12 protein-coding genes are annotated in these 13,825 nt (G+C 65.4%); 10 read left to right on the top strand and 2 right to left on the bottom strand.

Going from position 1 to position 13,825, the window contains the following annotated elements:
- The first annotated feature begins 30 nt into the window (after positions 1 to 30).
- The 9 genes from H5T65_01290 to H5T65_01250 all read left to right on the top strand — a co-directional run bounded on the left by H5T65_01290 (position 31) and on the right by H5T65_01250 (position 10,905).
- Complete coding sequence (locus H5T65_01290; GenBank protein MBC7257861.1) at positions 31 to 825, top strand: 2-oxoacid:ferredoxin oxidoreductase subunit beta; 795 nt, start codon at positions 31 to 33, stop codon at positions 823 to 825.
- Between the two features lie 28 nt (positions 826 to 853).
- Positions 854 to 1,411 carry a 2-oxoacid:ferredoxin oxidoreductase subunit gamma gene (locus H5T65_01285; GenBank protein MBC7257860.1) on the top strand — a complete coding sequence of 186 codons (558 nt, stop codon included), beginning with the start codon at positions 854 to 856 and terminating at the stop codon, positions 1,409 to 1,411.
- Positions 1,408 to 4,617 (top strand): FAD-dependent oxidoreductase, encoded by a 3,210-nt coding sequence (locus H5T65_01280; protein ID MBC7257859.1) that lies wholly within the window; start codon positions 1,408 to 1,410, stop codon positions 4,615 to 4,617. The genes H5T65_01285 and H5T65_01280 overlap by 4 nt, the downstream gene beginning before the upstream one ends.
- Position 4,618: 1 nt before the next feature.
- On the top strand, positions 4,619 to 5,023 hold the full coding sequence (locus H5T65_01275; protein MBC7257858.1) for a hydrogenase iron-sulfur subunit: 405 nt from the start codon (positions 4,619 to 4,621) through the stop codon (positions 5,021 to 5,023).
- A gap of 1 nt (position 5,024) precedes the next feature.
- Positions 5,025 to 6,164, top strand: a complete 1,140-nt coding sequence (locus tag H5T65_01270; GenBank protein MBC7257857.1) for a (Fe-S)-binding protein — start codon at positions 5,025 to 5,027, stop codon at positions 6,162 to 6,164.
- 68 nt (positions 6,165 to 6,232) lie between these two features.
- Positions 6,233 to 7,153 (top strand): radical SAM protein, encoded by a 921-nt coding sequence (locus H5T65_01265; GenBank protein MBC7257856.1) that lies wholly within the window; start codon positions 6,233 to 6,235, stop codon positions 7,151 to 7,153.
- 26 nt (positions 7,154 to 7,179) lie between these two features.
- Entirely contained in the window at positions 7,180 to 8,166 is a 987-nt protein-coding gene (locus H5T65_01260; protein MBC7257855.1) for a prenyltransferase, read from the top strand.
- 62 nt (positions 8,167 to 8,228) lie between these two features.
- Positions 8,229 to 10,625: a hydrogenase iron-sulfur subunit gene (locus H5T65_01255; GenBank protein MBC7257854.1), complete on the top strand. Its 2,397-nt coding sequence runs from the start codon at positions 8,229 to 8,231 to the stop codon at positions 10,623 to 10,625.
- 139 nt (positions 10,626 to 10,764) lie between these two features.
- Complete coding sequence (locus tag H5T65_01250) at positions 10,765 to 10,905, top strand: hypothetical protein (GenBank protein ID MBC7257853.1); 141 nt, start codon at positions 10,765 to 10,767, stop codon at positions 10,903 to 10,905.
- A 187-nt stretch (positions 10,906 to 11,092) separates the two neighbouring features.
- Here H5T65_01250 and H5T65_01245 read toward each other — a convergent pair whose 3' ends face one another.
- Positions 11,093 to 11,311 (bottom strand): amidohydrolase family protein, encoded by a 219-nt coding sequence (locus tag H5T65_01245; protein ID MBC7257852.1) that lies wholly within the window; start codon positions 11,309 to 11,311, stop codon positions 11,093 to 11,095.
- A gap of 102 nt (positions 11,312 to 11,413) precedes the next feature.
- On the opposite strand from H5T65_01245, the gene H5T65_01240 reads away from it, so the two are divergent.
- On the top strand, positions 11,414 to 12,079 hold the full coding sequence (locus H5T65_01240) for a 50S ribosomal protein L25 (protein ID MBC7257851.1): 666 nt from the start codon (positions 11,414 to 11,416) through the stop codon (positions 12,077 to 12,079).
- Between the two features lie 356 nt (positions 12,080 to 12,435).
- On the opposite strand, the gene H5T65_01235 is transcribed toward H5T65_01240, so the two are convergent.
- A complete protein-coding gene (locus H5T65_01235) occupies positions 12,436 to 13,692 on the bottom strand; it encodes a hypothetical protein (protein MBC7257850.1) in 1,257 nt (418 codons plus the stop codon).
- Between the last annotated feature and the right edge of the window lie 133 nt (positions 13,693 to 13,825).

The raw sequence follows: 13,825 nt of genomic DNA, 5'->3' as shown, positions 1-13,825 counted from the left end.
ATGATTGAGACGGTGCCACAGGAACTGGAGATGGCGGAATCGCACCCTATGGACGCGGTGCTGCGGCAAGACCGACTGCCGCACATCTGGTGCCCGGGGTGCGGGCTGGGAACGGCCCTCACTTGCTTCGTCAGCGCCCTGGTGAAGTCGGGCCTGGACTTGGACAAGGTGGTGGTGGTGTCGGGCATCGGGTGCACGGGGCGGGTGGCCGGGTATGTGCGGCTGGATTCGTTCCACACGACACACGGGCGGGCCATCCCGTTCGCCACGGGGCTGAAATTGGGCAACCCGGAACTGAAGGTGGTGGTGTTCAGCGGGGACGGGGATTTGGCGGGCATCGGCGGCAATCACCTCATCCACGCGGCGCGCCGCAATGTGGACATGACGGTCATCTGCGTGAACAACTTCAACTACGGGATGACCGGCGGGCAACTGGCTCCGACGACCCCCTTGCATGCCCGCACGTCCACGTCGCCGCGCGGGAATCAGGAGCATCCCTTCAACCTGCCCTACCTGGCGGCGGGGAGCGGGGCCGTGTACGTGGCGCGGTGGACGGTCCTCCACGTGCGGCGCTTGGAGAAGGCCATCGGCGAGGCGCTTGTGAAGCGGGGGTTCAGTTTTGTGGAGGTTATCTCGCCGTGCCCGACGCTGTACGGCCGGATGAACAAACTGCGCGAAGGGCTGGAGCATCTGCGCTACTACCGCGAGCGCAGCCGCATTGTCCACGGCGCTGACCCGCGTGATGTGGACATTGAACTGAGCGGGGACATCATCGTGGGCAAATTTGTGGACATTGAAAAGCCCGTCTGGGGCGATACGCAGTAGGCTGTAGTGCCAACGGATGGAGGGCGCCATGTCGCGGACGGAGATACGGCTTACGGGATTCGGGGGGCAAGGCATTATCCTGGCCGGGTACATCCTGGGCAAGGCGGCCGCCCTCTACGATGGCAAGTATGCGACCTTCACCCAGAGTTACGGCCCCGAGTCGCGGGGAGGCGCGTGCGCGGCGCAGGTTGTGCTGTCCGATGCGCCCGTGCAGTACCCGCACCTCATTGACCCATCCATCGTCGTCATCATGTCTCAGGAGGCGTACAACAAGTACGCGCCTTCGCTGCACGACGGGAACTTGCTCCTGGTGGATGAGGATTTGGTGGTGTTGGGCCCGCTGCCGGAGGGGGTGAAGGTGTACGCCATTCCGGCGACGCGCATTGCCGAGTCGGAGGTGGGCCGCAAGTTGGTCGCCAACATCGTCATGCTGGGCTTTCTGACGGCGGTGTCGGGCGTGGTGTCCGAGGAGTCCATGCGACGGGCCGTGAGCGAATCGGTGCCCAAGGGCACGGAGGAACTCAATCTCAAGGCTTTTCAGGCCGGGCTGGACTATGGCAGGCAAGTCGTGGGGAGCGCCGCGTGATGGACGGGTTCCTGGTCATCGGTGGGACTCTGGCAGGAGCGCAGGCGGCCTGGGATCTGGCCGAGGCGGGGGCGCGAGTCCACCTGGTGAGCGAAAACCCATGGTTTGCGGCGCCCGAGGGCGACCTAGACGTTCGGGCGTGGCTGTTGCAGACTTCGCGCCACCCGAACATTCGGTTTCTCGCGCCGGCGTCGGTGGCGGGGCTGAGCAAGGAGGGCGCGGCGTACAAGGCCCTTGTCCGCGTGCGTAGCCGTTTCGTGGACGTGGAACGCTGCACCGGCTGCGGCGAGTGCGAGCAGGTGTGCCCGGTGGTGGTGGACATAACGCGCCACGCCATTTGGCGGCCCGCAAACGCCGTCCCCGATGTGTACGCCATTGAGCGGAGCGGGCGGCCCCCTTGCTCCGACACGTGTCCGGGGGGCATCCACGTGCAGGGCTATGTAGCGCTCATCGCCCAGCGGCGCTTTGAGGAGGCGCTGGAACTCATCCGCGAGGCCATTCCCCTTCCGGCGATTTGCGGGCGCGTGTGCGATCACCCATGCGAGGCCAATTGCCGGCGCAACGAGGTGGACAGGGCGGTGTCCACCCGCGCCCTCAAACGGTTCGTCGCGGATTACGAATTGCGCGCGGAGCGCCGCCCGTCGCTCCTGGGCCGCAAGGGGCGGGTGGCCGATGTGGGCCAAGGGCGCAAGGTGGCGGTCATCGGCTCCGGGCCTGCCGGGCTGACGGTTGCGGCGGAACTGGCGCTCATGGGGTACCAGGTTACCGTCTTTGAGGCGCTGCCCGTCGCGGGCGGCATGCTGGCCGTGGGCATCCCACCCTACCGGCTGCCCAAGGATATCCTGCGCCTGGAGATAGAGGCTGTTGAGGCGCTGGGAGTTGAGATTCGCCTGAATTCGCCCGTGAGGCTGGGCGACGGCGGGCTGGACGGGCTGTTCGCGCAGGGGTACGAGGCCATCTTTATCGGCGTCGGCGCGCATCGTAGCACCGAACTGGGCATCCCCGGCGAACACCTGGAGGGCGTCGTCCACGGCGCGCGACTGCTCAAGATGCTGAACCTGTCGCAACAGGTGGACGACCCGCAGTGGAAGCAGGCGTTGGCGCGGGTTTTGGTGCGCGGCGCCGACACGCGCGTGGCCGTTATCGGCGGCGGGAACACGGCGATGGATGTGTCGCGGTCGCTCCGACGGCTGGGGGTCAAGGACGTTACGGTGCTCTACCGTCGGTCGCGCGAGGAGATGCCCGCGATTCCAGAGGAAGTGGAAGAAGCCGAGCGAGAGGGGATTCCGTTCCAGTTCCTGGTGGCGCCGGTGCGGGTTGTGGAGCGCGACGGGCGCGTGGCGGGCCTGGACTGCGTCCGCATGCGGCTGGGCGAGCCGGATGCTTCCGGCCGTCCCCGTCCCGTTCCGATTCCCGGCAGCGAGTTCCGCCTGGACGTGGACGTGGTTGTGCCGGCCATCGGGCAGTCGCCAGACCTGTCGTTCCTGGGGGCCGGGCACGGGTTGGCGATCACGCCTCAAGGCACGTTCCACGTAGACCGTCGCACGTACATGACCAACCGGCCGGGCATTTTCGCGGCGGGCGACGCGATCACGCAGCCGGTGTCGGTGATTCACGCGATTGCTTCGGCCAAGCGCGCTGCGGCGGCGATGGATGCATATCTTCGGGGCGTGCCGCTGGCGGATGAGAGGGCGGACGTGCCCGTGGCGCGGCGGGAACTGGCGGAAGCCCAGCGCCAGGTGCGCCCACGTGTCCCTGTGCCCACAATCCCCATGGATGAGCGTCTGTCCACGTTCAAGGAGGTGGAACTGGGGTTTGACGAGGAACAGGCCGTGGCCGAGGCGAGCCGATGCCTGGCCTGCGGCCCCTGTTCCGAGTGTCTGGCGTGTGTGCGCGTATGCGAGCCTGGTGCGATTCGCCACGACTGGGTTGAGGAAGAGCGGACGCTGACGGTGGCAGGGGTCATCGTGGCGGAGGAGCGGCCTGGGCTTGACGTTGCGCCGAGCCGGCGGACGCTTCACGTCGCGGCGGACGACCGCATCGGGGCGTCGGCGGCCGCGGCGCGACTCCTGGCGCTGGCGGCCGGGCGGCCTCGCCAGACGGTGGCCGCTTGGCGCAGGCGAGCGGCAGCGGCAAGCCCGCGAATCGGCGTGTGGGTGTGCGCCTGCCAGGGGCAGATTTCCGAGCGCCTGCCGCTGGATGTCATCGTCCAGCGCGCGGCGGCACTGCAAGATGTGGTGTGGGCCGAGGTGGTGGAGCAAGCCTGCGCGCCAGATGCAGGGGCGCGCTTGGCCGAGGCGGTGGCTCGCCACGACCTCAACCGCGTGGTGGTGGCGGCGTGCTCCTGCTGCGCGCTGGATCAGGTGTGCTATTCGTGCACGACGCAGCGGCTTCGGTGCAAGGGTCAGTTGCTGCCCTTGAACGAGGCGGGCACGTGGCTGGAGTTCGTGAACATCCGCGAGCAGTGCGCGTGGCTGTACGAGGGGGACGAGGCGAACGTCGTGGCGGAGAGCCTGATGGCCCTGGGAGTGGCGCGAGCGAGAGCGGGCGGGGCCGACATGCCGTTTGCCGAGTATCCCGTCATGCCGGCGGCGCTGGTGGTGGGGCAGGGCAGGGCGGCGCCGGAGATGGCAAGGCTTCTGTCGCGCGTGGGCATCACCACGTCGTGGGCGAGGCCGGCGGGCGGCGAGCGGCACGAGGACGCGCCGAACGGGGTGCAGGTGCTGCCTGCGGCCAGCCTTGAGCGCGTGGAGGGCGCGATGGGCGACTTCCGCGTTACGCTGCGCGGAGAGCGCGGCGAGATGTCGGCGACGTGCGGCGCGGTGGTGCTGGTGGGCCAGGAGCCCGACCGTCGCGTTCCGGGCTTGTACACAGTGCACCCCGCGGCATCCAAGCAGGCGCTGGAGGCAATGGCGGCGAAGATAAGCGCGCTGTTGGGGCGGAACGTGATCCGCCGGGATGGGAGCGGCGCAACGGTGCGCGAGGCGCTGTGCCGGGCGTGTGGCACGTGCGCGGAGGTGTGCCCGTTCGGGGCGGTGGAGGTGCGCGAGACCGGCGGACGACGGGCCGCCGTGGTGGACGCGGGCCGATGCCAGGGGTGCGGGCTGTGCGTGGCGCGGTGTCCGTCGGGGGCGATGGTGCAGGGCGCCTATTCGGACAGGGACGTGTCGCTGGCGCTGGAACTGCTGTGCCGGGGGTGGAAGTAGGATGGCGGAAATGGACACCTGCCCGCGAGTCGTCGTGTTTGCGTGCAACTGGGAAGGGTATCGCGGGCTGGAGGAACTGGGCCGGGCGCGGCTTGGGGTGGGAGTCCAGGTGCGCGTCGTGCGGCTTCCGTGCCTGGCGCGATTGCACCCGGGGCTGATCCTCAAGGCGTTCCAGGCGGGCGCGGAAGGGGTTCTGGCCTTGGGCTGCTCGCCCGACCGCTGCCATTTCGGCGTGGGCGGGGAACATGCCCAGGCCCTCACGCGGCAGGCGTCGGAACTGCTGCACCTGCTCGGCATCGCGCCGACGCGCCTGGCGGTGGATTCGGTTCCGGAGGGGAGCGCGACCGCTTGCGCCGAACGGATAGCATCCTTCGCGCGCGGGCTTACGGACGGTCGGAGGGCGTAGCATGGACGCACTGGAGACAGCACTCCGAGAGAATCGCGCCTACCTGTGCCTGAGTTGCGGCAAATGTACGGCCGTGTGCCCGGTGGCCCGCAAGGACGCCGGCTTTTCGCCGCGCCGCACGGTGGAGCGCGCCGTGAATGACGACCCGGCCAGCTGGCTGGGCGGCGAGGATCTCTGGAAGTGCCTGACATGTCTGCGGTGCAGCGCGCTGTGCCCGGGCGACGTGCGGTTCTCCGAGTTCGCCCGCGACCTGCGCGCGCTGGCCCGGGAGCACGGGAGTACGGGGGCCTGCACGCACGGCGACGCGATTTTCACGTGGATGCGCCTGATGCAGGATCCAAACCTGCGTCAGAATCGCCTGGGCTGGATCACGGACGATTTGCAGGTGTCCGAGGATGGCGACACGCTGTACTTCGTGGGTTGCTTGCCGCACTACGACGCGATGTTCCGAGGCCAGGGGTTTGAGGGCGTCGCGATTGCGCAGAACACCGTTCACTTGCTCAACCGCGTCGGCATCGCGCCTCGCGTGCTGCCCGACGAGCGATGCTGCGGGCACGATTTGCTGTGGGCCGGCGACGTGGAGGGGTTCCGCGCTCTGGCTCACCTCAACGCAACGCTCTTTGCGCAGGCGGGGATTCGGCGCATCGTTACGTCCTGCGCCGAGTGCTACCGTACCTTGAAGATGGACTACCCATCGGCGTGCGGCCTCAAGGTGGAGGTGCTGCACATCTCCCAGGTGCTCGCCCAGTCCCTTGCCGCGGGGTCGCTGGCGCTGCGCAGGAGCGCGCTGCGAGTTGCGTTTCATGACCCCTGCCGTCTGGGGCGGCACGGGGGCGAATACGACGCGCCGCGCACGCTCCTGGCGGCGGCTGCCGAGTTGCGCGAGATGGAGCACGAGCGAGAACGGGCGCTGTGCTGCGGCACCAGCGTGTGGACGCAGTGCGGGCAGGTGGCGAAGGCCATCCAGGACGAGCGCATCGGCGAGGCCCTGGCCGCCGATGCCGAGGTCATGGTTACGGCCTGCCCGAAGTGCCAGATTCACTTCACGTGCGCCATGAGCGGCGCGGGCGAGGCGTCGGGGCCGCGTGTGGCCGTCCGCGATTTGACCGGCGTGCTGGCCGATGCGCTCGTGGGAGAGTAATCGGCCGTTGAGACTTGCGATGTGGGAGCCTACCCTAGCAATGCCATTATACACACGGAGGACTTGGGGTGAGCGTTCAAATCAGGCAACTGGGCTACTATGCGGGTTACTTCGTCCGCACGCGCGTTCTGGGCAGAAGAGCCCCGCTGGTAGGCGGAATCAACATCACATCGTACTGCAACCTGGCCTGCGTGCATTGCCCGTATGTGGGTTCGGATGTCCCGCGCGAACACCTGACGCGGGCGCAGTTGGAGCAGATGATGCAGTCGTTTCTGGATCGGGGCGTGCGCATCCTGTTCCTGCAGGGCGGCGAGCCGACCCTGTGGCACGATGGCGACTACCGATTCAACGATCTCGTGCGGGATACCAAGAAGCGGTTCTACAAGGTGGCCTGCGTAACGAATGCCATCCTGCCGATTGACAACCCATGCGACCTGGTGTGGGTGAGCGTGGACGGCTCGCCGGAAGTGCACGACCAGGTGAGGGGCGCGGGCAGTTATGAGAAAATGGTGCGGAACGTGGCCGAGAGCCGCAACCCGAACATGTACGCAAACATCACGCTGTCCAAGATCAACGTACACGACCTGGAAGCCAACGTGCGCAACATCGTGGAGGCGATGCCGAGGATCAAGGGCATCTCGGTCAACTTCCAGATTCCCTATCCGGGCGTGGAGGCGCACACGCTGGACTATCCGCAGCGGGCGGCTGCCGTGGAGCGGATCGTGGCGCTGAAGCGCCAGGGCTTCCCGATACTCAATTCCGAAACGTCCTTCCGCCTGATGCTCAAGCCCGGGTGGAATAAGACCCACTGGCTGATTCACCTGGCGCACCCCAACGGGATGGTGGTGGAAGGGTGCGGGGCGAGGTTGGTGGATCCGCGCATCTGCGAGCACTGCGGCTACGGGGTGATGGCGGAAGTGCAGGCGATCTACAACGGCTCGCTATCCGCCATTCTGGACGCCTTTCGCCTGTTCCGCATCGTTGCTTGACATAACTATCGCGTGGAGAAGCGGCTATGCCGACCTTTGAGGAAGTTCACCGATACTACAAGCAACGCATGGATGCGATTGAGCCCGACAGCGCCAGGGCGTTCTACGAGATCATGGTGGCGCGGTTCATCTTGCTTTCGGCCTCGCTGCCGTTCACGTTGGGCGCGGTGCTGGCCTATTTTGAGACGGGTCAGTTCAACTGGCCGGTCTTCATCGTGTCATCGGTAACGGTCTTCCTGATCGTGGGGGCGGTGAACGCCGGCAACACGTACTTTGACTACGAGACGGATTTGAACAACTGGGAGTTCAGCGCCTATTCGGGTGGCATCCGCCTGCTGGTGGAGAACAAGATCACCAACCGCAAGCGGGCGCTGTACTTCGCGGTGGGGTTGCTGGTGGCCGCGCTTCCGCTGGGCCTGTCGCTTCGGTTCCTGCTGCACACCGGCCCGTGGACGATCCCACTGGGGGTGTTCGGCGCGCTGGCGGGCTGGTTCTACACGGGCAAGCCTCTGATGCTGGTGTACCATAGCATGGGGGAACTGGTCATCGCCACCTGCTCGGGCGCGCTGACGGTGATCGCGGGGTACTATCTGCAAGCGGGGCGATTCTCCCCTGGCCTGGTGCCGTTGAGCATGGCCCTGGCATTCTCCATCCTCAACGTCATCTTGGCCAACGAGTTTGCCGACAGGCGGACGGACGCGGCATCGGGCAAGCGGACGTGGCTGGTGGTGTTGGGGCCGGAAAGGGCGTCGCAGTTGTACCGCGTGAACGTCGTGATTTCGCTGGCGGCGATGGCGACGGCATGGCTGTGGGGGATACCGATATATGCGGCACTGATTCCACTGGGGTTCGCGCTCCCGACGGCGGTGGACAATTTCCGCAAGATGGCGCGGCGCGGGTACGAAGGCGATGGCATCAACGAGTTGACGCTCAACACGTTCAAGGTGCATTTCGCGCTGGAACTTTTCGCAACGTTGTGCCTGCTCGTGGGCGGGCTGGTGAGATGGCTGTAGGCGCGCCTGGCGCGTCCTGCGTGCCGGGACAGGGCGAAGTTTGGAGCCAAAGGAGGCCGTACATGCCAGGAGAGGAATTGCGTATCGGGGTCTTCGTGTGCGACTGCGGCACGAACATCGCGAGGAGCGTGGACACGGAGCAGGTGCGGGCGTTTGCCGCGGGGCTTCACAATGTGGTGGTGGCGGCGCGCAACAAGTACACGTGCTCCGATCCCGGCCAGCAGGAAATCAAGCGGCTGGTGGTGGAGCACAACCTGAACCGCGTGGTGGTGGCGTCGTGCTCGCCCCGCCTGCACGAGCCCACGTTCCGCGCCTGCGTCCAGGCGGTGGGCCTGAACCCGTACCTGCTGGAGATGGCGAACATCCGCGAGCACTGCTCGTGGGTGCACTTCCGCGAGCCGGATCTGGCCACCGAGAAGGCGAAGGACATCGTGAAGGCAGCCGTGGCGCGGGCGCGCTGGCTCTACCCCCAGGACGAGGAGCGCATCCCCGTAACCGACGCGGCCCTGGTCATCGGCGGGGGCGTGGCGGGGATTCAGGCGGCGCTGGATTTGGCCGACGCGGGACATCAGGTCTATCTTGTGGAGAAGAAGCCGTCCATCGGTGGGATCATGGCGCAGTTGGACAAGACCTATCCCACCATGGACTGTTCCATATGAATTCTCGGGCCGAAGATGATGGATGTCGGTCGACATCCCAAGATCAAACTGCTGGCCTACAGCGAGATTGAGGACGTTTCGGGGTACGTTGGCAACTTCAAGGTGAAGGTGCGGAAGAAGGCGCGGTACGTGCGCGAGGACGAGTGCACGGCCTGCGGCGACTGCGCGAAAGTCTGCCCTGTGGTCGTGCCGAACGAGTTTGAGGCGGGGCTGTCCACGCGCCGCGCCATCTACATCCCGTTTCCCCAGGCGGTGCCCTCGGCGTATGTCATCAACATCCAGGAGTGCCTGGGCGATGTGCCCATCGCTTGCGGCAAGTGCATTGAGAAGTGCGAGAAGAAGTGCATTGACTTTGACATGCGCGACGAAATCCTCACCCTCAACGTGGGCGCGATTATCGTTGCGACGGGCATGGAGCCTTACGATCCGACCGAACTGGACGAGTACGGCTACACGCGGTACGAAGACGTGATCACGAGCATGGAGTTTGAGCGGCTCATCTCGGCGGGGGGACCGACGGAGGGCCACCTGGTGCGGCCGAGCGACCGCAAGCATCCCCGGCGCATCGCGTTCATCCAGTGCGTGGGTTCGCGCTCGGATAAGAAGGGCAACCCGTACTGCTCCAACATTTGCTGCATGAACACCGTCAAGGACACGCTGCTGCTGAAGGATCATTATCCCGACGTGGAGTTGACGGTGTACTACATGGACATTCGGGCTTTCGGCAAGGGGTTTGAGGATTTGTACAAGCGGAGCAAGGCTACGGGCGTGCGCTACATCCGCGGGCTGCCGGGCGAGGTAGCCCGCGACCCTGCGACCGGAACGCTGCGGGTGGTGGTGGAGAACACGACGGCGAACCGCATTGAGGAGCACGAGCACGACCTGATTGTGCTGTCCATCGGCGCGGTGCCCAGCGGCGACACCGAACTGGTGCGGCAGTTGCTGACCCTGTCGCGGACGAGCGACGGGTTCCTGATGGAGTCGCACCCGAAGTTGAAGCCGGTGGATACGCCGACGAAGGGCGTGTACCTGGCTGGGTGCGTGGAGTCGCCCAAGGACATCAAGGACAGCGTAACCCAGGCGAGCGCGGCGGCGGCGCGGGCGCAGGTGCTGCTGAACAAGAGCAACGTTGCCGTGGAGGCCATCACGGCGGTGGTGGATCCCGACAAGTGCAAGTTCTGCGGCGTGTGCGCCCGGGTGTGTCCCTACGGCGCGATCACCGTGGACGTGAAGGCGAAGACGCCGGCGTGCGTCATTACGGCGGCCTGCGCGGGGTGCGGCACGTGCGCGGCCGAGTGCAAGTTCAACGCGATTCAGATGCGCCACTTCTCGGATCAGGCCATCTACGCGATGATAGACGCCATCCTGGAGGAGCGGCCGGAGAACAAGATCGTAACGTTTGCGTGCAACTGGTGCTCGTATGCGGGCGCCGACACCGCCGGCACCGGCCGCATGACTTACCCGCCGAACGCGCGCGTCATCCGCACCATGTGCAGCGGGCGGGTGGACGAGGACTTCGTGCTGTACGCGTTCCGCAAGGGCGCGCCGGTGGTGCTGGTGTCGGGCTGCCACTACGCCGACTGCCATTATATCAATGCCAACCGCAATACGGTGCGGCGGGTGGATCGGCTGTGGGACAAACTGGAGAAGCTGGGGATTCGTCCGGAGCGGCTGCAGTTGGAGTGGGTGAGCGCGGCAGAAGGGCAGAAGTGGGCCAAGACGATGCGCGAGATGGAGGAATTGCGCGCGTCGGTTACGCCGGAGGAGATTCGGTACACGATGGAGGTCTTGAAGGGGTAACCGCGAATAACACGAATCTACGCGAATTGGATGAAAGAGTTAACCGCGAATAGCACGAATCCACGCGAGTTGAGCGGGGAGATACAAAATCCCTCGCGGTTATTTGCGCGATTCGCGGGTGCTCGCTGTGGAGGTGGCGATGGCAGAGAAGGCGCGGTTCAGGTGCATGCGCTGTGGGCACGAGTGGGAGGCGGAATACGATCCGGAGAAGGAGCGGATGTGCCCCAAGTGCCGCAGCAACAGCGTGCGTGTGCTGAAGGCGGGGAAGGAGGGCAAGTAGGGCGCGCATAAACGACCGGGATGCTCGTGCGGCAGGCATGAGCATCCGGCCATCCCGCATGCAGCAGCGAACTGCCCACAGCCGGCGGGATGCTCGTAGGGAGCGCCGCGAGTCCTGGCGCGGTGATCGCTGGCCGTTGGCGGGTTCAGATACTCGTCATTGTGCGGACTTCGCAGGTACGAAAGCCCTATTGTCCCACTTGCACCGACGGCATGTAGACGACGTGATCTTTGCTGTGCGCCACGATTTTCCCACCAACGATGGTCATGAGCGCCGTGAGGTCTTCCAGTTCTTCGGGGTCGGTAACGGAGTACAGATCGTGGCTCCACACAACGAGGTCTGCGAATTTGCCAGGCTCAATGGATCCCTTGCGATCCTCCGCGAACTCGGCATAGGCTGACCCCATGGTGTGAACTCTTAGTGTTTGTCGTGTCAAGTGCGTTTTTGACGCCAGGGGCCTTTGAGCATATAATGCGCTGCTGCAATTCGGGAAGGAGTGTTGGCATATATGGATCAACTTGTATTGGAAGCAGAACCCCGGACCATCAAGGGGAAGCATGTAAACCAGTTGCGCCGCCAGGGGCTGGTGCCGGCGGTCGTGTACGGCAAGGCCACCGCGCCTATTCCCGTCCAGGTGCCGCGGCGTCCGCTGGAAATGGTACTGAGCAAGGCGGGCGAGTCCACGCTGATCTCGCTGCGCGTGGCCCATCGCGCCGAGCCGCTCACGGTGCTGGTGCGCGATCAGCAGCGCGATGCCCTGACGCAAGTCATCACGCACGTGGATTTCTACGCCGTCGTCATGACGGAAACCATCCGCGTCCGCATCCCGCTGGTTCTGGAAGGCGAGCCGCCCGTGCTCCAGAAGTTCCAGGGAGTCCTCCTCCAGCAGAAGGAAGAGGTGGAGGTGGAGTGCTTGCCCAAGGACCTGGTGCCGCACATCGCGGTGGACGTGAGCGCGCTCCAGACGTTTGATGACGCCATCTACGTCAAGGACCTGGTGCTGCCCCCGGGGATTGAGGTGCTGGACGAGCCGGATGAACTGGTAGCGATGGTCAGCCCGGTGGCCGAGGAAGTGCTGGAGGCTGAAGAGGCTCCGGTGGAACCCGGCGAGGTAGAGGTCGTCAAGAAGGGCAAGAAGGAAGAGGAAGAGGAAGAGGAAGAGGCCGAGGAATAACCCTCTGCCGGTGCCATGCGTGCGAAAAGCGGCGGGAGCCCCGCCGCTTTTGCTTTGCCACGTGCGAGCGGAGACCACACAGAATACAAGAGAAATCTCTGCGGTCTCTCCGTGCTCGGCGGTGAGTCTTGCGGGGCGGCGATGCCTGGCCGTCCCGTCCAGGGCAGGTATGAAGACCTGCCCTGCGCTCGCTGTGCGGCCCGCCTGCGACGCACCTCCAAGGTGCGTCGCAGGTTTGAGTGTGAAGGCCCCAAGGGTCTCGCAGACCCGTTGTCCGCAGACACGTAGGGCGGCTTTCCATAGCCGTCAGAGGCCGGGGGCAGGTAGGGAAACGAGTCCTACTGCGTCGCCAAGGGTCAGTTGAGGATAAGCAGCGCCGGGGGCGGGCTGAAGAAGCGTCCGTTGCGGATGGGAGCCAGGCCGAACAATTGGCGCGGCGTGAGCGGGTCGTAGTCGTAGCGGGTTACGCTGACATAGTCGTTGGGCGGGAAGATCTTGATGGCGGGGTACGCGCCCTTGCCGAAGAACGGGTACGCCCTCGGGTCCGTGATGCCTCGGTATTTGGACAGTTTGACCTCCTGGCTGTTCTCGCTGGGACTGAAGCCATCGGCGTCAAAGACAAGGGTGATGCCAGGGGGAATCACGATATCGGCCTTGTCCACGATCATGGTGCGCTTGTCCGAGGGCACGTTGAGGTCCTCAAACTGGTGCAGGCCCACGATGACCTCGCGGCGGATGCCCTTCTGCTGCATGAACTCGTGGATGCGCCGCAGGGCGGCGTTCACGTCGGCGGCGTCAATCCGCCCGGGCAGTGGCCTGCCAGGGATGGTTACCTCGCCCGATTCGTACTGCTCCGGGTAGACGTGGAATTCCGGGTCAAAGAAGAAGTGTACGTTGTCGTACTTCTCCAGGTAGGGGAGCATGGCCTCGGTCTGGCTCAGGACGGTTGACAGGCCCAACTGGTTGTCCAGGAACACGAGCACGCCCTTATCGGCAGCGGGTTTGACATAATCTTCCTCAAATGACCCTCCGCCGGTGGCGTCCAGATACTCCTGCACGCTGATGAGGAAGGTGCCGCCGCCGTTCTCTTTGGTTCCCGACGCCAGTTGGAAGATGATGTCCATGGCAGGGATGACGCCTAGATCGCCGTTGGCGGCATCCACCTCGGCGCAGTAGGAGATGACCTCGGTGTAGAAGTGGTCAAAGTTGTCGTAGTAACCGAGTCTTCCCAGGATGGCGACCTTGTCCATGTGATCGTGGGGCGAGAAAGCCCTGCCGTAGAAGGCTACGATGGTGTGGGTGTTCATGATGGACGTTCGGACGCCTGGCGGCACTGGCGTCGGCGTCGGTGTGCGGGTGGGCGTGGCCGTGGGCGTCGGCGTGGGCGTGGCGGTCGGGGTGGGCGTGGGGGTTGGCGTCCTGGTGGGCGTCGGCGTGGGCGTGGGGGTTGGCGTCGCGGTCGCGGTCGGCGTCGGTGTGGGCGGGTGGGGCGAGCCGGGCGACGCGAAAGGCCGCTGGAGCGCCAGGAGCGTGATGAGCATGGTCGCCGCCGCCAACAACAGCGAGGCGAGCAGGTTCCGCCGATTTGCGTAGGTTGAGAGCGTCGGTTCCAAAGGCTGCATCCTCACAGAGGGCGGGCGTCCGTATGGCTCGCCATGGCCCGCGCCCCAGGTTGAAACGCGTATGGAGACATTTCGGTGCGGGAAGCGCAAATGTCCGTCGCATTGTACATCAGAAGCACGCGCG

This window comes from Chloroflexota bacterium (assembly GCA_014360805.1).
Taxonomy (GTDB): domain Bacteria; phylum Chloroflexota; class Anaerolineae; order DTLA01; family DTLA01; genus DTLA01.
Note: the sequence above shows the minus strand (reverse complement) of the source record. Positions and strands in the feature narration are given on the sequence as shown.

Coding starts and splice junctions, on each gene's coding strand:
- H5T65_01290 (MBC7257861.1), top strand. CDS start 31: ATGGCGGAATCGCACCCTATGGACGCGGTGCTGCGGCAAGACCGACTG.
- H5T65_01285 (MBC7257860.1), top strand. CDS start 854: ATGTCGCGGACGGAGATACGGCTTACGGGATTCGGGGGGCAAGGCATT.
- H5T65_01275 (MBC7257858.1), top strand. CDS start 4,619: ATGGCGGAAATGGACACCTGCCCGCGAGTCGTCGTGTTTGCGTGCAAC.
- H5T65_01270 (MBC7257857.1), top strand. CDS start 5,025: ATGGACGCACTGGAGACAGCACTCCGAGAGAATCGCGCCTACCTGTGC.
- H5T65_01260 (MBC7257855.1), top strand. CDS start 7,180: ATGCCGACCTTTGAGGAAGTTCACCGATACTACAAGCAACGCATGGAT.
- H5T65_01250 (MBC7257853.1), top strand. CDS start 10,765: ATGGCAGAGAAGGCGCGGTTCAGGTGCATGCGCTGTGGGCACGAGTGG.
- H5T65_01245 (MBC7257852.1), bottom strand. CDS start 11,311: ATGGGGTCAGCCTATGCCGAGTTCGCGGAGGATCGCAAGGGATCCATT.
- H5T65_01240 (MBC7257851.1), top strand. CDS start 11,414: ATGGATCAACTTGTATTGGAAGCAGAACCCCGGACCATCAAGGGGAAG.